Origin of the sequence: Streptomyces candidus, assembly GCF_014207445.1 — a bacterium.
GTDB classification, from domain to species: Bacteria; Actinomycetota; Actinomycetes; order Streptomycetales; family Streptomycetaceae; genus Streptomyces; species Streptomyces candidus.
Genome location: NZ_JACHEM010000007.1, coordinates 189,347 through 211,297, shown reverse-complemented (window position 1 = coordinate 211,297; position 21,951 = coordinate 189,347). Strand labels below are relative to the sequence as shown.

The 21,951-nt window shown below is 72.0% G+C and carries 19 protein-coding genes and 1 tRNA gene; 13 read left to right on the top strand and 7 right to left on the bottom strand.

The genetic code is table 11. From position 1 onward, the window contains the following. Positions 1 to 97 precede the first annotated feature (97 nt). Positions 98 to 1,177, top strand: coding sequence for a serine hydrolase domain-containing protein (locus HNQ79_RS15965; protein ID WP_185031490.1), 1,080 nt, complete (start codon positions 98 to 100; stop codon positions 1,175 to 1,177). A gap of 28 nt (positions 1,178 to 1,205) precedes the next feature. Here HNQ79_RS15965 and HNQ79_RS15960 read toward each other — a convergent pair whose 3' ends face one another. Both HNQ79_RS15960 and HNQ79_RS15955 read right to left on the bottom strand, forming a co-directional pair. Continuing rightward, positions 1,206 to 2,357 (bottom strand): methyltransferase, encoded by a 1,152-nt coding sequence (locus HNQ79_RS15960; RefSeq protein ID WP_185031629.1) that lies wholly within the window; start codon positions 2,355 to 2,357, stop codon positions 1,206 to 1,208. Positions 2,358 to 2,647: 290 nt separating this feature from the next. After that, complete coding sequence (locus HNQ79_RS15955; RefSeq protein WP_185031488.1) at positions 2,648 to 3,901, bottom strand: metallophosphoesterase; 1,254 nt, start codon at positions 3,899 to 3,901, stop codon at positions 2,648 to 2,650. A gap of 208 nt (positions 3,902 to 4,109) precedes the next feature. Between HNQ79_RS15955 and HNQ79_RS15950 the strand changes: the two genes are divergently transcribed. After that, the gene (locus HNQ79_RS15950) at positions 4,110 to 4,754 is read left to right on the top strand and encodes an ArsR/SmtB family transcription factor (protein ID WP_185031486.1); all 645 of its coding nucleotides are present in this window, start codon (positions 4,110 to 4,112) and stop codon (positions 4,752 to 4,754) included. Beyond that, entirely contained in the window at positions 4,751 to 6,070 is a 1,320-nt protein-coding gene (locus tag HNQ79_RS15945) for an MFS transporter (RefSeq protein WP_185031484.1), read from the top strand. The genes HNQ79_RS15950 and HNQ79_RS15945 overlap by 4 nt, the downstream gene beginning before the upstream one ends. A gap of 3 nt (positions 6,071 to 6,073) precedes the next feature. Here HNQ79_RS15945 and HNQ79_RS15940 read toward each other — a convergent pair whose 3' ends face one another. Further along, positions 6,074 to 6,652 (bottom strand): GNAT family N-acetyltransferase, encoded by a 579-nt coding sequence (locus HNQ79_RS15940; protein ID WP_185031482.1) that lies wholly within the window; start codon positions 6,650 to 6,652, stop codon positions 6,074 to 6,076. Positions 6,653 to 6,971: 319 nt separating this feature from the next. On the opposite strand from HNQ79_RS15940, the gene HNQ79_RS15935 reads away from it, so the two are divergent. From HNQ79_RS15935 to HNQ79_RS15925, 3 genes are all read left to right on the top strand, one after another. Next, entirely contained in the window at positions 6,972 to 8,078 is a 1,107-nt protein-coding gene (locus tag HNQ79_RS15935; protein ID WP_185031480.1) for a mechanosensitive ion channel family protein, read from the top strand. Between the two features lie 138 nt (positions 8,079 to 8,216). Continuing rightward, positions 8,217 to 8,293: transfer RNA gene (locus HNQ79_RS15930), tRNA-Pro, on the top strand. 73 nt (positions 8,294 to 8,366) lie between these two features. Beyond that, positions 8,367 to 8,876, top strand: a complete 510-nt coding sequence (locus HNQ79_RS15925; RefSeq protein ID WP_185031477.1) for a DUF309 domain-containing protein — start codon at positions 8,367 to 8,369, stop codon at positions 8,874 to 8,876. A gap of 47 nt (positions 8,877 to 8,923) precedes the next feature. Here HNQ79_RS15925 and HNQ79_RS15920 read toward each other — a convergent pair whose 3' ends face one another. From HNQ79_RS15920 to HNQ79_RS15910, 3 genes are all read right to left on the bottom strand, one after another. Further along, on the bottom strand, positions 8,924 to 9,538 hold the full coding sequence (locus HNQ79_RS15920; RefSeq protein WP_185031627.1) for a LutC/YkgG family protein: 615 nt from the start codon (positions 9,536 to 9,538) through the stop codon (positions 8,924 to 8,926). 209 nt (positions 9,539 to 9,747) lie between these two features. Further along, positions 9,748 to 11,178, bottom strand: coding sequence for a LutB/LldF family L-lactate oxidation iron-sulfur protein (locus HNQ79_RS15915; RefSeq protein WP_185031475.1), 1,431 nt, complete (start codon positions 11,176 to 11,178; stop codon positions 9,748 to 9,750). Then, positions 11,175 to 11,930, bottom strand: coding sequence for a (Fe-S)-binding protein (locus HNQ79_RS15910; RefSeq protein WP_185031473.1), 756 nt, complete (start codon positions 11,928 to 11,930; stop codon positions 11,175 to 11,177). Before HNQ79_RS15910 ends, HNQ79_RS15915 begins: the two co-directional genes overlap by 4 nt. Before the next feature lie 517 nt (positions 11,931 to 12,447). Here HNQ79_RS15910 and HNQ79_RS15905 point away from each other — a divergent pair. The 7 genes from HNQ79_RS15905 (at position 12,448) to HNQ79_RS15875 (ending at position 20,383) form a co-directional block, all read left to right on the top strand. Beyond that, a complete protein-coding gene (locus HNQ79_RS15905; RefSeq protein WP_268253575.1) occupies positions 12,448 to 13,983 on the top strand; it encodes an RNA polymerase sigma factor in 1,536 nt (511 codons plus the stop codon). 252 nt (positions 13,984 to 14,235) lie between these two features. Then, entirely contained in the window at positions 14,236 to 14,658 is a 423-nt protein-coding gene (locus HNQ79_RS15900) for a DUF350 domain-containing protein (RefSeq protein ID WP_185031471.1), read from the top strand. Positions 14,659 to 15,665: 1,007 nt separating this feature from the next. After that, the gene (locus tag HNQ79_RS15895; protein WP_229923630.1) at positions 15,666 to 17,354 is read left to right on the top strand and encodes an ATP-binding protein; all 1,689 of its coding nucleotides are present in this window, start codon (positions 15,666 to 15,668) and stop codon (positions 17,352 to 17,354) included. Beyond that, positions 17,351 to 17,761, top strand: coding sequence for a roadblock/LC7 domain-containing protein (locus HNQ79_RS15890; protein ID WP_185031469.1), 411 nt, complete (start codon positions 17,351 to 17,353; stop codon positions 17,759 to 17,761). The genes HNQ79_RS15895 and HNQ79_RS15890 overlap by 4 nt, the downstream gene beginning before the upstream one ends. After that, positions 17,758 to 18,186, top strand: a complete 429-nt coding sequence (locus HNQ79_RS15885) for a DUF742 domain-containing protein (protein WP_185031466.1) — start codon at positions 17,758 to 17,760, stop codon at positions 18,184 to 18,186. The genes HNQ79_RS15890 and HNQ79_RS15885 overlap by 4 nt, the downstream gene beginning before the upstream one ends. Further along, positions 18,167 to 18,781: a GTP-binding protein gene (locus tag HNQ79_RS15880; RefSeq protein WP_185031464.1), complete on the top strand. Its 615-nt coding sequence runs from the start codon at positions 18,167 to 18,169 to the stop codon at positions 18,779 to 18,781. Before HNQ79_RS15885 ends, HNQ79_RS15880 begins: the two co-directional genes overlap by 20 nt. 36 nt (positions 18,782 to 18,817) lie before the next feature. Next, a complete protein-coding gene (locus HNQ79_RS15875; protein WP_185031462.1) occupies positions 18,818 to 20,383 on the top strand; it encodes a cytochrome P450 in 1,566 nt (521 codons plus the stop codon). A gap of 79 nt (positions 20,384 to 20,462) precedes the next feature. Here HNQ79_RS15875 and HNQ79_RS15870 read toward each other — a convergent pair whose 3' ends face one another. Beyond that, positions 20,463 to 21,572, bottom strand: coding sequence for a terpene synthase family protein (locus HNQ79_RS15870; RefSeq protein WP_185031460.1), 1,110 nt, complete (start codon positions 21,570 to 21,572; stop codon positions 20,463 to 20,465). Positions 21,573 to 21,951: the final 379 nt, after the last annotated feature.

The following is a 21,951-nucleotide window of genomic DNA, read 5'->3' as shown; positions in this document are numbered from 1 at the left end:
ACTGCCTCTACCCGGTACGTATTGGCCCGCCCGAAAGCCCCCGTACGTCGTGAGTGAGGATGATCCAACCGATCTCTGACGCGAGGAGTGCGCACACATGAAGGACACCGGGGACCAGGCAGTCCGATGGGCTCCTGAACGGGAGAGCGGAGATCCGGAGTTGGCGGAACGCGTCCGGCGGGCGGCGGGGGCGGCCGGCAGCTTCCACACCCTGTCCGTGGCGCTGCTGGACTCCGACGGCATACGCTTCGCGGGGCTGGGCGCGGACCGCGCCGACACGTCCGGTCCCGCGACCGCCGACACGGCGTTCGAGATCGGGTCGGTCACCAAGGTCCTCACCGGCATGCTGCTCGCCGCACGCGTCGACGCCGGGGCGGTGTCCCTGCAGCAGCCGGTGTCCACGCTGTCGGCGGGTCCCGGGTTCGCGAACGCCGAGACGGCTTCGGTCACCCTGGACGAACTCGCCTCGCACCGCTCGGGATTACCGCGGCTGCACCGGCGCATCCCCGTGCTGGGCAACCTGCGGGACGCGCTCACCATCCTGAGGGGCCGGGATCCGTACCGGGGTCTGGGGCTGGAGAAGTTCCTCGCGGGCGCGAGAGCCGTCGCGCCCACGGGTCCGCGCGGCAGCTTCGCGTACTCGAACCTGGGGGCGGCCCTACTGGGCCATGTGCTCACCGGGGCCTCGGGCGGAACCGCCGCGGACCGCTATCCGGTTCTGCTGGAACGCGAGTTGCTCGCTCCGCTCGGCATGGCATCGACGTGGGTACGGGAGAACCCGGCCGATCCGCTCACCGCCTCGTGCGCCGTGCCGCATGCGCAGGACGGCCGTAGGGTCGCGCCGTGGGTCTCGGCGGGATACGCACCCGCCGGGATCGGCGTGTGGTCGACGGCTCGGGATCTCGCACGGCTCCTCGCCGCCCTGCTCGACGGCAGCGCCCCCGGTGCGGCTGCCGCACTCCCGCGTCACGAGGCGGACGGGCCGAACCGGATCGGCCTCGGCTGGATGACCCTGAACCGGGACGGCGAGGCAATGACCTGGCACAACGGGGCGACAGGAGGTTCCCGTTCCTTCGTCGGCTTCCACCGGGCGCGGGGGTGTGCCGTGGCTGTGCTGTCGAACACGGACCACGACGTCGATGTCCTCGGTGCGCGCCTCGTGTTCGGCGAGGACTGACCCCGGGCCCGGTCCGCGGCCGTTGCGGTCAGGCAGGCGTCAGACGCCACAGCGAGGTGGTCTCCGCGGCGCGCGCCCGGTGGAGGGGATCGGTGGTGTCCCTGGTGCGGGGGTGGCGGGGGCTGGTGTCGAGTCGGTCGCGGACGCGCAGTCCGGCGGATTCGACGGCGGCGAGGAGTTCGCCGCGGGTGCGCAGGCCGAGATGTTCGGCCAGGTCGGAGAGGACGAGCCAGCCTTCGCCGCCGGGGTTCAGGTGGGCGCTCAGCCCGTTCAGGAAGTCGTGGAGCATGGTGCTCCCCGGGTCGTAGACGCCCTGTTCCACGGCGGAGGTGGGGCGCGCCGGGATCCAGGGCGGGTTGCAGACCACCAGGTCGGCACGGGCGTCCGGGAAGAGCGACGGGGCAGTGGTGACGTCGACGCGGTCGGAAAGGCGCAACCGGTCGATGTTGTCGCGGGCGCAGGCCAGGGCGCGCGGGCTGATGTCCGTGGCGACGGTGCGGGCGACACCCCGGCGCGCGAGGAGGGCCGCGAGGACTCCGGTGCCGGTCCCGAGGTCGAAGGCGGTGAGGGGGCGGTCGCCCGGAGCGGGCAGGGGGGCGCGGGCGACCAGGTCGACGTACTCGCCCCTGACCGGGGAGAACACCCCGTAGTGCGGGTGGATGCGATCCCCGAGGGCCGGTACGTCCACGCCTTTCTCGCGCCACTGCTGAGCGCCGATCACGCCGAGGAGTTCCGTCAGGGAGATCGCGGTGGGCGCCTGCGGCGGGCCGTAGGCCTCCGTGCACGCCTGCTGCACGTCGGGGGCCCGGCGCAGCGCGAGCCGGTGTTCGCCGTCGAGGAGGACGAGAAGGTGGCCGAGGACCCGGGCGCGGTGGGCGCGGGCGCGGCGGTGCCGGTGGAAGGCCTCGGCGGGCGTCGGCGCGTCGGAGGCGGCGGAGGAAGAGCGTTTGGTGGGTTTGCGGTCGATGCGGCGGCCCATCGCCTCAAGGAGCCGACGGGCGTTGTGGTAGTCGCCGCGCCACAGCAGAGCGGTACCTTCGCAGGCCAGGCGGTGCGCGGCGTCGGCCTTGGTGCGGTCGTCGGCCGCCACTGCCCTGCGGGGTGCGGGGGTGGAGTTCTCGGAGTGCCAGAGGGCGGTACGGGAGGTACTGCCCTCCTGCCACTCGACGACCGCGGGCATTGCGCCGGGCAGGTGGGCGGGCGTGGTCGCGGACATCGCGGACTCCTCGAAAGCGTTGCGGCACGGACGCGGAACGCGCATCGACGGGGCGAGGAGCGAAGAAGGACGATTCTACTACTGCTGCGCGTCGCGGCGTGCGGGCAGGAGTTTTCGGGAAGGCGGCCCTGATCCGTCTGGGGCGAGGGCACGCCTGCCACTCGCGGATCGACTTTTCGGCGGACTGTACGTGCACGGACACCGCCGCCGGCCACGTTCCGCACAGACGTACCGAAGAGCACCGGCGGGCGCCGCTACCCCAGGGCTGCCTTCTCCCGGCTGTCCGCACCCAGTGGGGTGGAGGTCCGGGTGCGGTGGGCGAGGCGTGCGGTGCGGGTGGGGACGTCGACGGTGTACGCGTCCACGGTCATCGCCTCCTGGGAGACCCTGAGGACCATGAAGCCGTGGTCGGAGAAGTTCTGCCAGGCCGCCGGATGGCTGGAACGTGCCCGTCCGTCACCGGACTTGGCGAACGCTCCGCAGACGATCTGCCGCGTACCGGCGGTGCGGGCGGTGGGTTCCAGGAGCTGGAGGGTGTGGTCGTGCCCGGAGAGGATGAGGTCGGCTCTGCCGCACACCACTTCCTCGTACAGCTCCTTGAGGTGGATGCCGCGTGTGTAGTGCCCGACGAGAAAGCCGTCGTAGGAGCCGGCGCTGCCGTGCTTGCCGTTGTTGAGGTACGGGTGGTGCCCGAGGACGACCTTCCAGCGGGCCCTCGACGTGGCCAACGCGTCGTCCAGCCAGGCACGTTGGGCCTTCATGTACGGGCCGTCCCAGCGGTAGTACGGGTCGGCCTGGGCGACGGTGGAGGCGACCGGGTTGGTGTCCAGCGCGAAGAACTCGACGACCGGGTCCGCACCGCCCGCGGGGAGCGCGGCGCGGTAGTACCGGCTCGGCATGTACCAGCGGCGGGAGAATGCGGCGTACGAGACCTCGCGGTCGCCGCGCGAGGGGTCGCCCCCGCTGCCGGGGATCAGCCCGGAGCAGTCGTGGTTGCCGAGGACCATCAGCCACGGCACGTCGATACCGGTGTTGGGTTCCTCGAACTTCGTCCGGAACTCCGAGTCGTGTTCGGACTCCGGGCCGTTCTCGTAGATGTTGTCGCCGAGCCCCACGGCCAGCCCGATGCCTTCCGTGCGGCAGACCTGGCGCGCGGCGGCGGCCACGGCGTGCTGGGACTCCCCGCCGGTGCCCGCGTCACCGGTGACGAGCACCGCGAACTCGCCGTCGGCATTCGCGTGTTGCGGGAAGGGGAACTTGTCCGCGCGAACGGGCTGGTGGGCGCCGGCTGATACGGCCCGGCGGGTGCGTGCCTCGGCGGTGCCGCCGCCCGGGAGCACGGCAAGGGCGGCCCCGGCGACCGCACCGCCCAGCAGTGCGCGTCTGCGGACTGCGCTCATGGTGCGTACCCGGTCGCCGGTCGGCCCCGTGGCCGGATCCGGTTCGGCGCGCAGCCACTGCTCTTCGGTCAGGTCCGCCCGCGGCGGTATCGGATCGTCATCGCACATGGCAGCGTTCTCCCACATCACGGCGGTGGGGCGGGCGTCGAAAGAGCGAACGGGAGGCGGAGGTGTCGGGGCGACTTTGTGTGCGGGGCCCGGCACCCGTGCGCTGCGCCCTTCGCTCCGGGCACGCCCGCACTCCGGCGAAGATTCCGCAAAGTAATTTTGCAAAAGTTCTTTGGGGAAGGGCGTCGGGCGTTCTACGCTCCCCGCCATGAACCAGCGCGACCTTTCACCACAGGGCAATCGCGTTCTCGATCCCGAACGCGACGCGGCCGCCCTCAAGGCCCTCACCCACCCCCTGCGCATCGAACTGCTCGGGCTGCTCCGGCAGCACGGCCCGGCCACCGCGAGCGAACTCGCCACCCGGACCGGGGAGTCCTCGGCGTCCGCCAGCTATCACCTGCGGGTGCTGGCGAAGTACGCCTTCGTCGCGGAGGCCGAGCACCGGGACGGCCGGGAGCGGCGCTGGAGGGCCGTGCACGCCCTGACCTCCTGGAACAACGAGGAGATGCGCGCCACTCCGCACAGCCGCGCCTTCCTCGACGCCATTCGCAGGGCGCAGGTGGAGCACCTGGAACGCGCCCTCGTCCAGTACGAGGAGGACCTGGCCACGGGCCGGATCGGCCCGCAATGGGTGGAACCGTCCGGCGTCGAGGACAGCATGCCGCGGCTGACACCCGAGTCGCTCGGCGAACTGCGGCAGGCGATCCAGGACAAAGCGGCGGAGCTGGCGGTCCGCGACGAGGCGGACCCGCGCGCCGAGCGGGTCACTCTCATTCTGGCAGCCCTGCCCCGGGCCTCCGGCAACTCGCCCAAGGACGAGGACACTTCGGCCCTGTCTGAGGGCGCGCCATGAGCGGGGAGACCGTACTCCGCAGCGCGCGACGTCGCTACGTGGTCGTCAGCGGCCTCTTCTGGCTGCCGATCGGGCTGGCGATGGCACCCGGCGTCCTGCTCTTCACCGAGCGCGGGCTGAGCCTGACGGCCGTGGCCGCCTGCTTCGCCGCTCATTCGCTCACCGCAGCCGCGCTGGAGCTGCCCACCGGCGGGCTCTCCGACGTGCTGGGCCGACGCCCCGTCCTGGCCGCCGCTGGGGCGCTCAACGCCGTCGCCTTCACCCTCCTGGGCCTGGGCTCCACGCAGGCCTCGCTCGCCCTGGGCATGGGCCTGATGGGCGCGGGCCGGGCCCTGTCCAGCGGGTCGGCCGAGGCCTGGTACGTGGACACCGTGCAGGCCCACGCGGGCCCGGACGCCGACCTGCGCACCGGCCTGGCCCGCGGCGGAACCGCGATGTCCGCCGCGCTGGCGGTCGGCACCCTGGGCGGCGGGGCGATTCCCTGGCTGCTGGGACTCGTTCCCGCTCTCGACGAGCGGGTGCGCGCGGCCACCGGCCACCTGGTGCTGCCGCTGTCCGTCCCCGCGCTGCTCGCCGCGACCGTCAGCATCGCCTTCGTGCTGTACGTCCTGTCCGCGCTCCGCGAGCCGCCCCGCGAACGGGCCACCCTGCGCGGTGTCCTGCGGGGGGTTCCCTCGACGATCGGCGGCGGGCTGCGGCTGGGGGCCGTCGACGCGACCGTGCGGCGGGTGCTGCTGACCGCCGGTGCGGCCGGGGTGGCGTTCGCCGTGATCGAGCTGCTCTCGCCGGGGCGCACCGCCCGGCTCGCGGGTTCGCCGGAGACGGGTGCGGTGGTCTTCGCCGCGCTGTCCTGTGCGGGGTTCGCGATGTCGGGACTCGGCAGTGCCCTCGCGCCGCTCGCCGCCCGTCTGGCGCGCGGCGGCGAGCGTGCGGTGGCGGCGGCCCTGGGGGTGAGCGGCGGCGGCCTGCTGCTGCTCGCGGTCACCGCGACGTCGTCGCGGCCGCTGCCGCAGGTGCTCGCGGTGAGCGGGTTCGTCCTGTTCTATCTGGGGATCGGCGCGGTCGGGCCCAACGAGAACGACCTGCTGCACCGGCGGGTGGAAAGGGGCCGGCGGGCCACCGCTCTGTCCGTGCAGTCGCTCGCCCTCCAGCTGACGGCCGCGACCGGCGGCCTGGCCATCAGCGGGCTCCCCACCGGGCCCCTGCCCTGGCTCGTCGGCGGTACGGCTGTGCTGGCGGGGGCCCTGTTGTGGATACGGCGCCCGGCAGCGCGGTCCGCCGCCGCGCCACACGCCGCGTCCCTGACGGGGGGCTGACGGTCAGCCGTACTGCGCCAGGCCGAGCTCCCCCACCACCTCGTCCTCGCTCGTCTCCCCGGTCAGCCGGAAACCGAGCCTTTGGTAGAAGCCCTGCGGCCCGTCCTCACCCGGGTGCCAGGTGGCGGTGAGGCGGGTGCCGCCCCGTCGGCGGATCTCGGCGGCGACGGCTTCGACGGCGAACCGGCCGCAGCCCCGGCCCTGCTCGCCGGCGGCGACGTTGAGACGCCACAGCCCGGAACGCAGGTCCGGGACGGCACCCGCGGGCCCGTCCCCGGCCCTCCCCACGCTGTCCACCGAGACGCCGGCCGCGCCGCCACCGACTGATCCCTCGTCGTCTGTCGCGTCCCCGCCCGCTTCGGCCCCGGCGAAGTCGACGTCGAAGAAGGCCATGAGGAAGGCGACGGGACGGTCACCGTCGAGGACCAGCCGGGGCCAGGCCTGTTCCTGATGCACGTACGCCTCGGCGAGGGACTTCACGACGGGAGCCACGAGGTGCGCCTGCTCGGCGGCTACCTCGATCCCGAGCGCGCCCGTGAGGGTGTCGGGGGTGATCTCTGCGAGTCGGAGAGCCGTGGTCATGACGGCAACGGTACGGCGGGAGCCGGGGCGTACGACAGGCTCCCTGCCACGAGGGCGACTTCGCCGTCACCCGGTACGGAACGGGGCGCCGGGGCCGTTGTGCGCGGCCGGCGGCAACAAGCCGTGGCCGCCGCCGGGGGTGGCCGGCGCATGGGGCAGGATGACGCTCGCGCGGGCTGCCCGACAGGTGCCGCCCGCGTGACCGCGCAACCCGGAATGAGCAGGTACTCAAGGTGACGACACCTCATATATACGGCCCTCGTGGGCATTTCGCTTCCCGACCGACGGCCGTCCACTCGGCAGAACGGGGAACGCACTGATGGAGCGAGCCCTCGAACCGAGCGATCTGATCGTCGCGGGCATCGCCGTGGCCGCGGGTCTGCTGGCGGCCCTGCTGCTGCGCACGGTGCTGCGCTGGCTGGGCGAGCGCGCCAGCCGTACCAGGTGGAACGGGGACGACCTGATCGTCGACGCCGTCCGGACCCTCGTTCCCGTGGCGGCGGTCGCCGCCGGCCTCGCCGTCGCGGCCGCCGCGCTGCCGCTGACGCCGCGGACCGGGCAGAACGTGACCCGGGTGCTGACCGCGCTGCTCATCCTGGCAGGGACGGTCACGGCCGCGCGGATCTCCACCGGCCTGGTGAAGTCCGTGGCACAGTCCCGGTCGGGCGTGGCGGGATCGGCGACCATCTTCGCCAACATCACCCGCGTCGTGGTGCTGGCCATGGGTTTCCTCGTCCTGCTCCAGACCCTCGGGGTGTCGATAGCCCCGCTGCTCACCGCGCTCGGCGTGGGCGGTCTGGCCGTGGCGCTCGCCCTCCAGGACACCCTCGCCAACCTCTTCGCGGGTGTGCACATCCTCGCCTCCAAAACGGTGCGGCCCGGGGACTACATCCGGCTCAGCAGCGGCGAGGAGGGCTATGTCGTCGACATCAACTGGCGCAACACCGTGGTGCGCCAGCTCTCCAACAACCTGGTGATCATCCCGAACCTCCAGCTCGCCGGCACCAACATGACCAACTTCAGCCGCCCCGCTCAGGACCTGGAGATCTCCGTCCAGGTCGGGGTCTCGTACGACAGCGACCTGGAGCAGGTGGAGAGAGTGACGTCCGAGGTCGTCGCCGAGGTGATGCGGGACATCGCCGGCGCCCTCCCCGAGCACCAGCCGGCGGTCCGCTTCCACACCTTCGGCGACTCCCGGATCGGCTTCACGGTGATCCTCGGCATCGGCGAGTTCAGCAACCAGTACCGGGTCAAGCACGAGTTCATCAAGCGGCTGCACCAGCGGTACCGTGCCGAAGGCATCAGGGTGCCGTCCCCGGTCCGCAACGTCACGGTCGTCCAGGGCGGCATTCCGGACGGACTCGCGCCCGGAATCCCGCAGCAGCGCCAGGCCCCCGACCAGGAGCCGCTGCACCCCGCTCGCTGAGGACGGCTCTTCGGGTCCTGACCTGCTCCGCCACCCCCGCCGGACCGGCCACGGCGGGGTGCGGTTCTTTCGGCCGCCCAGGTTGAGGTATTGTTCTCATGCGCGCTCAGCCAGGGGAAACCCCAGGTCAGCGCGGACCGGGACGTGGCGCAGCTTGGTAGCGCACTTGACTGGGGGTCAAGGGGTCGCAGGTTCAAATCCTGTCGTCCCGACCAGCGATTTCTCGCAGGTCGGAGCCCGTATCAGAACATTCTGATACGGGCTTTTCCGCATTCCCGGGAGGAAACAGTGACCAGCACGGACGACAGGAACACGCAGCGCGACCGCGACCCCGAAGGGCGCGCCCGCAACGCGCGCCCCCGGGACGGGCTCGGCCGCCCGCTCCCGTACGGAGCTGCGGGGGTGGAGCGCCAGCCGGAAGGGGTGGTCCGCTCCCCCGCCGAGACGGTGCGTGAGGCACAGCGGCTGCTGGACGCGGGCATGCCGTTCCACGCCCATGAGGTGTTCGAGGACGCGTGGAAGTCGGGGCCGGAGGAAGAGGCTCCGCTGTGGCGGGCGATGGCTCAGGTCGCGGTGGGGCTGACCCATGCGGCACGGGGGAACTCGGCGGGCGGCGCGCGGCTCCTGCTGCGGGGGGCCGCGGGCCTTGCCGCGTACGAGGGCTCCAGGACTCCGCACGGGATGGATCTCGACGCCCTCGTGCGGTGGGCCCGGGAACTGGCCGGGCGGGTGGGGGCCGCGGGAGCCGGGCCGGTGGACGCGGGGACGGAGGCACCCCGGCTCGCGGGGGCACGCTGAGCCTGGGCCTCTCTCTTGCCCTCGCCCCGACATGAGCCGACCGGGGTTCAGCTCTCTGCCAGGAGCACCACCTCCAGGGTGCGCGGGCCGTGCACTCCCTCCACCCGGTCGAGTTCGATGTCGCTGGTTGCCGAGGGACCGGAGATCCAGGTCAGCGGGCGGGCCGGGTCCAGACGGGGCATGGCCTGCGGGAGCGAGGCGACGACCTGGGAGGGGGCGCGGACCACGCAGATGTGATGGTCGGGGATCAGGGTGATGCGGCGGCGGCCCTGGTCGGGGCCGCCGTCCAGGACGATCGTTCCGGTCTCGGCGACGGCGAGGGCACAGCCGGTGACCACGCTGCCGATCCGGTCGAGGTCGGCGGCGGTGAGGGCGGCCCGGTCGTGCACGAGGGCGGGTGCGGCGGCGGACAGCCAGTGCGGGGGGAGCCGCGGCGGCACGAGTACGGAGGCCGCACCGCGTTCGGCGAGCAGGCGCGCGAGCAGAGGGGCGATGCCGTCCTCGGTGGTGCGGTGGACCACGGCCCGGTAGTCGGCGAGGTTCTCGTGCAGGAGGTCGAGGACCGCGTCCGGGTCGTCGGGGGTGTGGGTGACGGCGTACGCACGGCTGGGCTCGGGGACGGGCGGGGCGTCGGCGACGGCCGCGCGGATCCGGGCGAGGATGCGGTCGCGGGCAGCGGTGGACGCGGCGCGGCCGGGTCCGGCGGGCGAGGCGTCGCGGCCGGGCCCTTCGCGAGGGGCGGGGGGCGCGTCCGGGGCGGCGGCATCGCGGTGGGCGTGGGATGCGTCGCGGGGGACAGCGGGTGCGTCCGCAGCGGCGGCGCGGTGGGTGGGGCCGGGGGCCGAGGGCCCCTTCGGGGTGTTCGGCTCGCTCATGAGTTGTGGGTCCTCTTCCACCAGTCGCGGAACGGCTCGGCCGGCATGACGGGCAGGTCGCGGGTGTTCGTCCAAGCGGCGGCAAGCGGCAGGCCGCCGAGCTTCTCGGGGTGGAACCTGCGGGTCTTGGCAGCGGCCCTCTCGGCGGCGGTCAGGGCCGCGGGGTGGTTGAGCACCCAGCCCGCCGCCTTGATCGCGGCCTTCTCCAGACGGTGCCCCTTGCCGCCCTGGTCGGCGACCTTCTCGCGCAGGTGGACCAGGACTTCCGGGATGTCGATGGCGACCGGGCACACCTCGTAACAGGCCCCGCAGAGCGTGGACGCGAAGGGCAGCGACGCGTCCACCTCGCTGGTGGTGCCGCGCAGCTGGGGGGTGAGGATCGCGCCGATGGGACCGGGGTAGACCGAGCCGTACGCGTGGCCGCCCGCCCTCTCGTACACCGGACACACGTTGAGGCAGGCCGAGCAGCGGATGCAGCGCAGGGTCTGGCGGCCCACCTCGTCGGCGAGGACGCCGGTGCGGCCGTTGTCGAGGAGGACCAGGTGGAACGTCTGCGGGCCGTCGCCGTCGGCGGTGCCCGTCCAGGTGCTGGTGTACGGGTTCATGCGCTCGGCGGTGGAGGAGCGCGGCAGCGTCTGGAGGAAGACTTCCAGGTCCCGCCAGGTGGGGATCGTCTTCTCGATGCCGACGACGGAGATGAGGGTCTCCGGGAGGGTCAGGCACATGCGGCCGTTGCCCTCCGACTCGACGACGACGAGAGTACCGGTCTCGGCGACCATGAAGTTGGCACCGGAGATGCCGACCTTGGCACGCAGGAACTTGTCCCTGAGGTGGAGGCGGGCCGCCTCGGCGAGGTCGGCGGGGCGGTCGGTGAGGCCGTCGGGGGCCGGGCGGCCCCATTCGCTCATCGTGCGGGTGAAGATTTCCCGGATCTCACCGCGGTTGCGGTGGATGGCCGGGACCAGGATGTGCGAGGGGCGGTCGTCGCCGAGCTGGACGATCAGCTCGGCCAGGTCGGTCTCGTACGCGGCGATGCCGGCCGCCTCCAGGGCCTCGTTGAGACCGATCTCCTGCGTGGCCATCGACTTGACCTTGACCACCTCGCGCTCCCCCGTCGCCCTGACGAGGTCGGTGACGATGCGGTTCGCCTCGTCGGCGTCGGCAGCCCAGTGGACGGTGCCGCCCGCGGCCGTGACCGCTTGCTCCAGCTGGAGGAGGTGGGTGTCGAGATGACGGAGTGTGCGGTCCTTGATCTGCTTGCCCGCTTCACGGAGTTGGTCCCAGTCGCCCAACTCGGCTACCGCTTTGGCTCTTTTGTCGCGAATGGTGTGGGTGGCGTGCCGGAGGTTGGCGCGCAGGGTCCGGTCCTGGACGGCGGCGCGGGCCGCCCGGGGGAAGGAGGGCATGCCGAGGTACGTACCGCTCACAGCAGGGGCTCCTCTTCGGTGCTCGCCAGGATCTCGGCGAGGTGCAGGGCGCGAACGGGGGCGTCCTGGCGGCGCAGCATGCCGCCGAGGTGCATCAGGCAGGAGTTGTCGGCGCCGCACAGGAAGTCGGCTCCGGTGGACACCGCGCTGCGGATCTTGTCCTCCCCCATCGCGGCGGAAACATCGGAGTTCTTCACGGCGAAGGTGCCGCCGAAACCGCAGCACTCCTCGGCGCCCGGCAGTTCTCGCAACTCCAGCCCCTTGACCGCTTCGAGCAGTTTGCGGGGGCGCTCGCCGAGCCCGAGCATGCGCACCCCGTGACAGGAGGGGTGGTAGGTGACGGTGTGCGGAAAGTACGCGCCGACATCGGTCACGCCCAGGACGTCGACGAGGAACTCGGTCAGCTCATAGGTGCGCGGGACGAGCGAGTCGGCCGTCCGCGAGAGGTCGCCGCCCCGGCCCTCCTTGGTCTGCAGCCGCCCGATCCGGGGATAGTTGTCGCGGATCATGGCCGCGCAGGAGCCCGACGGGGTGACCACGTACTCGTACCCCGCGAAGGCCGCCGCGGTCCTGCGGACGAGGGGTTCGGTGTCGCGGCGGTAGCCGGTGTTGTACTGCGGCTGCCCGCAACAGGTCTGGGCGGCGGGGAAGTCCACCGTGACGCCGAGCCGCTCCAGGAGCTTCACGACGGCGATTCCGGTGGCCGGGAAGACTGCGTCGTTGACGCAGGTGACGAAGAGTGCGACACGCATAGGTCGGAGGATATGCGGGCCGAACCCGTCCGGATAGGGCACTGATCAAGATCGTGTGATCGCGGTGGTGCACTCCGCGCCAGGCGCCCCGCGCGCCCGGCCGCCCGTTTCGCGCGTCCACCCGCCGGGTCTCCGCGATACCTGTGCGGCCCGCCCCCTCTCGCCCGTACGGCCCACTCGCCCTCCCCCGCCCGGGGGAAATCCGGGCTACGGGCGCGAGCCACGGGGAGGAATGTCGCCCGGGAGTACCCTTGGGGATTCCACGCGGCCGGCGAGGCGGCCCCTCACCGGGCAGTCGCACGGCCGGGAGGACCCCTTAAACCTCGGGGGCCGGACCGGGACAGCAAGAGTGGCTCAGGTCACTTCGGAAAAGACGTAACGAAACAGCGCGGGCGCGCGATGAACCGACAGGTGCCGTCGCGCAGCCAGGCTTTCCGCTCCACACAGATCCACCCGGAGGCCGGGCTGCGGCCTCGCCCCGCCATCACCTTGTATTTCTCGCTACGAGAGGCTCTTCGTGTCGCTCAGTCCGTCCCGCCCGTTCCCACAGGAGATCGCCGAATCGCCGTCCTTGGTCTCGCTCATCGAGCGCGGCAGGGACCAGGGCCACATCAATGGCGACGACGTTCGCCATGCCTTCGAAGCGGACAGCATCCCGGTCGACCAGTGGAAGCGGGTCCTGCGCAGCCTGAACCAGGTCCTCGACGAGGAGGGTGTGACGCTGATGGTGACGGCGGCCGCTGCCGCCAAGCCCGCGAAGGCCGCCAAGCGCGCCCCGCGCAAGACCGCCGCGGCCGGTGAGACCAAGCCCGCCGCGAAGCGCACTGTCGCCAAGAAGGCCGCCGTCAAGAAGACGACGACCGCCGCGAAGGCCACCGCCGAGGTCGAGCCCGTTGCCGCCGCCGAGGACGACCTCGACGAGGCGGCGGCCGCCGTCGCGGACAAGCCCGCCCCGAAGAAGCGTGCCGCGAAGAAGACCGCGGTGAAGAAGACCGCCGCGAAGAAGCAGACCGACGAATGGGCGGGTGACGGCGAGGAGGAAGAGGAGACCCCCAAGCCCGGCACCGCCGGTTACGTCCTGTCCGACGAGGACGACGAGGACGCGCCGCCGCAGCAGGTCGTCGTCGCCGGTGCCACCGCCGACCCGGTCAAGGACTACCTGAAGCTCATCGGCAAGGTGCCGCTGCTCAACGCCGAGCAGGAGGTGGAGCTCGCCAAGCGCATCGAGGCGGGCCTCTTCTCCGAGCACAAGCTGGAGGACGGGGAGGGCGAGGGCGACGAGCTGACCCCGACCTTCCGCCGTGAGCTGGAGATCCTCGTCGAGGACGGCCGCCGCGCCAAGAACCACCTGCTGGAGGCCAACCTCCGCCTCGTCGTCTCACTGGCGAAGCGTTACACCGGCCGCGGCATGCTCTTCCTGGACCTGATCCAGGAGGGCAACGTCGGTCTGATCCGTGCGGTCGAGAAGTTCGACTACACCAAGGGCTTCAAGTTCTCGACGTACGCGACCTGGTGGATCCGCCAGGCGATCACCCGCGCGATGGCGGACCAGGCCCGCACCATCCGCATCCCGGTGCACATGGTCGAGGTCATCAACAAGCTGGCGCGGGTCCAGCGGCAGATGCTCCAGGACCTGGGCCGCGAGCCCACCCCGGAGGAGCTGGCCAAGGAACTCGACATGACCCCCGAGAAGGTCATCGAGGTCCAGAAGTACGGCCGCGAGCCGATCTCCCTGCACACCCCGCTGGGCGAGGAGGGCGACAGCGAGTTCGGTGACCTCATCGAGGACTCGGAGGCCGTTGTTCCGGCCGACGCGGTGAGCTTCACGTTCCTCCAGGAACAGCTGCACTCGGTCCTGGACACCCTCTCCGAGCGCGAGGCGGGCGTGGTCTCGATGCGCTTCGGCCTGGCGGACGGCCAGCCCAAGACGCTGGACGAGATCGGCAAGGTCTACGGGGTGACGCGTGAGCGCATCCGTCAGATCGAGTCCAAGACGATGTCGAAGCTGCGCCACCCCTCGCGCTCGCAGGTCCTGCGCGACTACCTCGACTGAGCGGTGTGGGCCCGCCGGGCCCGGTGGGGGCGGCGGGTCGGCGCCCGGGGCGAGTGGTGGATCGGGGCGGGGCGCACGACGGCCCGCCGGTCCGCCGCTCGCCCCGGGCGCGTCAGCCGGCGAATTCCTCGGCGGGGCCACGAAGTTTCCGGCGGCCGCATGACGGGTTGCGGTACCCGTGCGATAGGTTTTGCGTCTCCTGCCACCCGTGCACCTCACCTGTGCACCTCACCCACGGGGACTGCTTCTCACATGGAAGACATCGTCAACGGAATCGGCCGGACCGCCGCCTATGGCGCTCTGGGCGTCGTGCTGCTGACCCTCGGCATATTCCTGGTGGACGCGCTGACCCCGGGCAAGCTCGGCAAGCAGATCTGGGAGGACCGCAACCGCAACTGCGCGGTCCTGGTGAGCTCCGCCCTGCTGGGCATCGGCGGCATCGTCTTCACGTCGATCTGGACGACGTACGACGACTTCGGCAAGGGCCTGGCGTCCACGGCGGTCTTCGGCGTGCTGGGTCTGGTGATGATGGCGGTGGCGTTCTGGGTGGTCGACGTGGTCACCCCCGGCAAGCTGGGCGCGACGCTGGTGGAGCAGGAGCCGCACCCGGCGGTGTGGGTGACCGCGTCGTGCAACATCGCCGTGGCGGCGATCATTTCGGCGTCGATCGCCTGACCTTCCGGCCCGCGGCGCGCTCCGCCTCCGCCGGCCGGGCGGGCGCGGAGCGCGCCGCTACGTCGTCGCGCGCCAGGCACCCGGCGATCCGCCCGTGCTCCTGGGGCGGCTTTCCCCGCCCGCCCCGATCGTCGAGAACGGCCTGTGGGTAGCGGCGCGCTGTCCACTTGAGCCAGGCGGGGTACACCCCTCGGGCGGGCGCCGGGCCGGCCGGAGAGCAGCGGGGCATGCCAGGCCGTCGCCGTGCCGGTCGAGGGCGTCGTGCGGCGCCCTGGGACAACGAGGGCTCCGTGCCCCTCGACTTCGGTGCGAGAGAGCGCAGTTGGGCCGGAGCGCCGGAAGCCGGGGCGAGCAGTCCGGGAGCGGCGACGACGGCGGCCGGATCGCGGCTGAGGACGCAGCGTTTCCGCGAGCGGACCCGCCCGGCATCGACGTCGGTTTCTCGCGGGTCCCCCAGGACGAGAGGCCACCGTACCGCTGGCACCCCCGCTCCGAGGTCGCCCCGCGCTCCCTCCGCCCCGCACCGCCGCCGAGTGGGACACCCGCCGCCCCGGGGCCGTCGCGCCCCGTCACCCTGAGGCCCGGCCGCCGTCACTCCTTCGACTGGACCGAGTCCCGCCTCCTCCCCGTGCCGGACGCACGCGGGAGACCGCGGAACGGGCCTCGCTCGCCACGGCGCCAGAAACCTTCCTGCGACGTCCTGTTCGGTCTCCGAAGTGACGGGACCGGCGCGCGTTATCAAGCCTCACCGGTCAACGTCCGGCTCTTGGGACTCTTTCCTCCCATCCGGTGACTCGGTGTGCACAAGCGAGCGCCGAACGTGCAAAGTCGGTGAGTCTATGCCTGGGACGGCGATCGGTGCAGGGGGTTGGAGGAACCGGCCGGTGCACCGACTCCGTCGGGCTAAGCTCGCTGCGCAACGAGCCGAGTTGATGTGAATTCATGCGCTTGTTCCCCTATGTGGCACTTGATTGAACACGCCCCCAAAAGACCGCCAGAGGCTATCCATGGTTCGGGTTGAATCCCCCCCACGTCAGGCAGCACACCAGACACCACAGACGCGCCCACCGGAGCCCTCCTTCGTGCGGCCGATCGCGCTCGCGGTCGCCCTGACGGTCGCGGCGACGGCCGGAGCCGTCTTCGCCGTCACGGAAGCCGCGCGGATACCCGTGGTGTGGGCCGGCGCGGTGGCGACCGTCGTCGTCGCCGCCCTCGTCGCCGAAGTCGTGCGGCGCGGAAGGGCGTTGCGCCATGCGCACGCGGACCACGCCCGGCGGCAGGCCGCGCTGGAGCGCCGGCTCGCCGAGCACGACGACGAGACCGTGCGGTTCGCCAAGGAACTGATGCCGGCCGCGATCAAACGGCTGCGCTCGGGCGAATCGCCCGCCGAGGTCATCCGCGACGTCGTCGACGCGGACGAGCAGTACCGCGATCTGCCTCACGCACAGCGCCAGTTGCTCCGTACCGTCCTGGAGATCATCGACCTCGAAGAGGCCCGACGGGAGTCCGCACAGCGCGCGTTCGTCAACATCGCTCGCCGTGTGCAGGCCATCGTCCACCAGCAGTCCAGCGAGCTGCGGCAGATGGAGGAGGACCACGGGCGCAATCCGGAGGTCTTCGACGACCTGCTGCGCATCGACCACGGCACGGCCCTGATCGGGCGCCTCGCCGACTCGATCTCGGTGCTCGGCGGGGCCCGCCCGTCCCGTCAGTGGCCGCGCGCCGTACCGCTGTTCAGCGTGCTGCGCGGCGCCATGTCGCGCATCCTGGAGTACCGGCGCGTCGACCTGCACTCGATCGCCAAGGTCGCCATCATCGGCACCGCCGTCGAGCCGCTCATCCACGCCTGTGCCGAGCTGCTCGACAACGCCACCCGCTACTCGCCGCCGCAGACCCGGGTGCACGTCACCGCGGTCGAGGTGCAGACCGGCATCGCCATCGAGATCGAGGACGGCGGCGTCAGCCTCAGCGAGGAGGCCCGCAACCGGGCCGAGAACATGCTGCTCCAGGCCCAGGCGGGCATCGACCTCAACGAGCTCGGCGACACCCCCCGGCTCGGCATGGCCGTGGTCGGCCGGCTGTCGCAGATGTACAACCTCCAGGTGTCGCTGCGACAGTCCGCGTACGGCGGCGTCCGCGCGGTCCTCATCGTGCCGCGCGACATCGTCACCACCGGCCCCGCACCGGGGATCGCCCACGGAATCGGCGCCTCCGCCGTGCCGCGCGGCGGCAAGAGCTCCGGCATGACACCGGAGGAGGCCCGGGCGCCGCAGCGCAAGCCCCGCCCTGCCGCCGTACCGCAGGCGGCCCCCACGCCCCCGCCTGCCCCGGCGCCCGCACCCAGGCCGGTGGCGATGCCGAGGTCGGCCATGGAGGAGGACGTCCCCGTGGTCACCGAATGGACCGAGAACGGGCTGCCGCAGCGCCGCAGCCGGGGCCGCGCGCCCCTCGGTTCCCACAACCTTCCGGCGCAGGAGCGCCAGGCCGCCGCGGAGGCCGCGGCAGCCGCGGCGGCGGAGGCCGAAGCGGCCGGCCGGCCGCGCAAGGAAGAACCCGAGCCGGGCATCTGGCTCGAAGCATTCACCAAGGCGGCCAACGGAGTGCCGCTGGATCCGCCGGCCGAGACGGACGGTCCGCCCACGCGAGCGGCCGACGGCAACATGGACAGCACGTGGGACAAGGGAGATCTGAAGTGATCCAGCAGCGGGCCAACTTGGACTGGATTCTCAAGGACCTGGCCACCGGGGTGCCGCAGATCCACCAGATCGTGGTGCTCTCCGCGGACGGCCTCCGCATCGCCCGGCACGGCGGCGATCCCGATGTCGCCGACCGGCTCGCCGCCGCCTGTGCCGGGCTCCAGAGCCTGGCGTCCGCGGTCGCCGCGGAGATCCCGGACAGCGACGGCCGGATGAGGATGGTTGTCATCGAGGTCGACGGCGGCTTCTTCTACCTGATGGCCGCGGGCGCCGGAGCCTATCTCGCCGTCCTCGCCGACGAGACGGTGGACGCGGGAATGGTGGGCGCGCGGATGCGCGACCTGGTCGTACGGATCGGAGCCCACCTGACCAGTCCGCCCCGGCAGGACGGGCAGCGCACCGTATGAAACACCAGCCCCGCCGAGAACGCCGGGAGAAACTTCCCGACCCCCCGCCCGGTTCCGGGCCCTTCTCCGAGCCCGTCCCCGAGCCGGGCTCGGAGAAGGGCGACCCGGAGCGGCTCTACGTGATCACGGGCGGCCCCGACGGCGGCGACCGGGCCGCGCTCGACCTCGTCACCATGGTCGTCGCCTGCTCCACCCCTTCGCCCACGGTGCAGCCCGAGCAGGCCGCGATCCTGCGGCTGTGCCGGGCCCCGCTGTCGGTGGCCGAGATCTCCGCGTACCTGCGGCTTCCCTTCAGCGTGGTCACCTCGCTGCTGACCGACCTGCTCGCTACCGAACTGGTCGAATCGCGCGCGCCCATCGTCCGCGCCGTCCTCCCCGACCGGTCCCTTCTCGAAGCGGTGATGCATGGACTTCAACGGCTCTGACACCATCACGGGCCCCCGGACCGAGGACGTACTGCCCAGCACTGCCACCGCCGCGGTGAAGGTGGTGATCGTCGGCGGGTTCGGCGTCGGCAAGACGACGATGGTGGGTTCGGTCTCCGAGATCCGCCCGCTGACCACCGAAGAGACCATGACCCAGGCCAGCATCGGGGTGGACGACAACTCCCGGATCGAGGGCAAGACGGCCACCACCGTCGCCATGGACTTCGGCCGGATCAGCATCAGCGAACAGCTGATCCTGTACCTGTTCGGCACCCCCGGCCAGGAGCGCTTCTGGTTCCTGTGGAACGGCCTGTTCGAGGGCGCCCTGGGCGCGGTCGTCCTGGTCGACACCCGCCGGCTGGAGGTCAGCTTCGACGTGATCGGCCGCCTGGAGGAGCGCGGGGTGCCGTTCGTGGTCGCCGTGAACACCTTCCCGGACGCCCCGCACCACCCGATGGAAGCCCTGCGGCACGCGCTCGACCTGCCCGACGAAGTGCCGATGGTGAACTGCGACGCCCGGCAGCGGGCGTCCAGCCGCGACGTGCTGATGACCCTGATGCACTACCTGCACACGCTCGCCGCGCAGCGCGCCTGACGCCCCCCAGACCTCTCTTCCCGCACAGGAGTTGCCGTGACCTCCCCCTTCGACCCCTCCCCCGCCCCGCCGCCCGAGTGCCCGGCGCACGCCGGGTCCGGCGCGCTCGGCGAGTTCGGCCCCGGCGGGCTGCGCCGGATCTACGGCCCCGCGCACGAGAAGGACCCGATGGGTCTGTACGAGAAGCTGCGCGCCGAGCACGGCCCGGTCGCCCCCGTCCTGCTCAACGAGGACGTCCCCGCCTGGCTGGTCCTGGGCCACAGCGAGAACCTGCACATGACGCGTACCCCGTCCCTGTACTCCCGGGACTCGCGCCGCTGGCGGCTGCTCCAGGACGGCACCGTCACGATGACCAACCCGCTCGCCCCGATCTTCGTGCACCAGCCGATCTGCGTCTTCCAGGACGGCGCGGAGCACGAGCGCCAGCGCGGCGCGATCACCGACTCCATCGCGCGCATCGACCACCGGGGCGTACGCCGCTTCATCAACCGGTTCAGTAACCGTCTCGTCAACGACTTCTGCGAGGACGGGCACGCCGATCTGGTCAGCCGGTTCGCCGAGCACCTGCCGATGATGGTGATGTGCCAGATCATCGGCATGCCCGAGGAGTACGACGAGAAGCTGGTGCAGGCGGCACGGGACCTGATCAAGGGCACCGAGACCGCGATCGCCAGCAACGAGTACGTGATGGCCGCGCTGTACCGGCTGGTCGCCCGACGCCGGGCCGAACCGCAGGAGGACTTCGCCACCTGGGTGGTGGAGCATCCGGCCGCGCTGACCGACGACGAGGTCGCCCAGCACCTGCGGCTGGTGCTGATCGCCGCGTTCGAGACGACCGCCAACCTGATCGCCAACGTACTGCGCATGGTGCTCACCGACCCGCGCTTCCGCGCCCAGCTCAGCGGCGGTCACATGACGCTGCCGGAGGCGGTCGAGCAGACACTCTGGGACGAGCCGCCGTTCACCAACATCCTCGGCCGCTGGGCCGCCGGGGACTCCGAGCTCGGCGGGCAGAAGATCAAGGCGGGTGACGCCCTGCTCATCGGCATCGCCGCCGCCAACACGGACCCGGTGGTGCGCCCCGACCCGCACGCGTCCATGCAGGGCAACAGGGCACACCTGGCGTTCAGCGGCGGTCCGCACGAGTGCCCGGGGCAGGACATCGGGCGCGCCATCGCGGACACCGGGGTCGACGCGCTGCTGATGCGCCTTCCCGACCTGCAACTTGCCTGCGAAGAGGACGAGTTGCGGTGGCAGAGTGCGTTGATGTCGCGTCATCTGATCGAGTTGCCGGTCTCGTTCGCGCCGCGTCCGCAGCAGGAGGTGTCCGGGCCGACGGCCCCCACGCCGCGCGGTGAGCCGCGCCAGGACTGGCAGGTCGGCACGCCGCCGAGGAACGTCCCGCAGCAGGCCGCCGCGGCCGGGCCGATGCCCGTACCGGCGCCCGCCGCCCCGCAGCCGGGCGGGTCCGTCCAGCAGCCGGGCCCGGTGCCGCCGGCACCGCCGTCCGAGCCGCCCGCCGCAGTGGTGCCGGGCCAGCGCCGGGGCTCGGCACCCGTGCGGATGTGGCGCAAGCTGGCGAGCTGGTGGCGCGGCTACTAGAAGAAGGGGCGGCAGGGCGGCCCACCTCGGTGGGCCGCCCTGCTCCCGCTCCCAGGAGGCCCGGCCGTGCCGCCCCCGGTCAGGCGGCGTGGCGGACCGCCCCGCGCTGGGCGCCCAGTTGGTCCCACCACCAGGAGATGGTCGGCAGGTCCAGCGGCTCCGCGCTGTCGTCGGCGGGGCGGTGCTTCCACCAGCCGAAGGGGCGGGTCGCCGCGCCGGGTGGCGCCGGGACCGTGTAACGGGGGCATCGCGACGCCCAGTCGAGGTGCCCGCGCACGAACTGCCCCAGGTCCTGCACGTAGCGCCGCAGTTCGGCGCCTCCCTCGCTCAGCACTTGGGCGCGCAGCCGCAGGAAGAGGACCATGACCCGGTCGCGCATCTCGACGGCGCGGGCCAGTGCCTGTTCGGGGCCGCAGTCCAGTTCGTTGCTCAGGACGTCGACGAGGTTGAGGTCGTCGCCCGCGCGCAGCAGTTCCTTGTTGCGCGAGTACAGGTCGTTGTCCCAGCTGACGAGGGTCCAGGTGATTTCGGTGAGGGCCCGCACCCGGGGGTCCTCCAGGTCCTCGTCGGGGACCGAGTAGCCGGCGACGATCTCCATCATGGCGGTGGAGGGGGCCATGCCGATGGCCTGCATCCACAGGGTGACGTAATCGTTCAGCGACGGCAGTCCGGGGGCGCGGCGGCAGGACGCCTCCCAGACCAGGCCCGAGGTGTAGACGCGCATGGCGTCGATCCAGCGACGCAGCTGGCGCGGCGTGGCGTACCTCTCCAGCTCCAGGCGCAGCGCGCGCAGTGCCGCCGCGTGCCGTGACTCGCCGGGGGACGGCACACCGGGCGCTTCGACGGCCCGCATTATTCGCGCGGTCTCCTGGGCGAGGTGCCCTGCGGTGGGCCGGGCCTCGTCGCAGACACCGTCGTCGAGGGAGAAGAGGACGGCGTGGAACTTGGCCATCAGGGTGAGCGGGGCGAGGCTGCCGTAGGGCATGGTCGCAGCGGTGAGGCCGCCGAAGTCGCAGAGGGCGAGCCGGCTGCGCTGCTCCTCGTCGGTGTCCAGGTCCTGCCGGTACATCCAGTCGACGGTCAGCTCGTTCAGCACCCGCGCCGCCGGGTGCGCGGCGGGTGGCACCGGACAGTAGAAGGGGACGCTGGGCAATTGCGGAACAAGCCGGTGATCCGAGGCGACAATCATGGGAAATCCCCCTGGAGTCCAGGTTTCAACGTGCGGTGCGGTGTTCTGATCTGCGCTGGGTCCTATATGCCCATGTCCGATCGTCAATAACGATGCAACTGCATGACAGCTGACGCCCGTTGAGCGCCGGGGGTCCGGACGCGGCGGAATGCCGGGATCCGGGCCCTCGGCGCGCCGTGGATGATCCCTGAGGGGCGCGCGGGGTTGGCGGGGCGGATCTTTACCCGCACCCCCCTTGCCATCGGCGGCACGGGCCCCGCTGAATACGTCGTTCCGGTGCGCGGACGTCTTCTGGGAGCCACCGAGGGGCTCCGCATGGTGTCGGCGTCCTCGCACGGACGGCGCTCTGGCGGATTTTGCCCTTGTCATGAGCCCCATG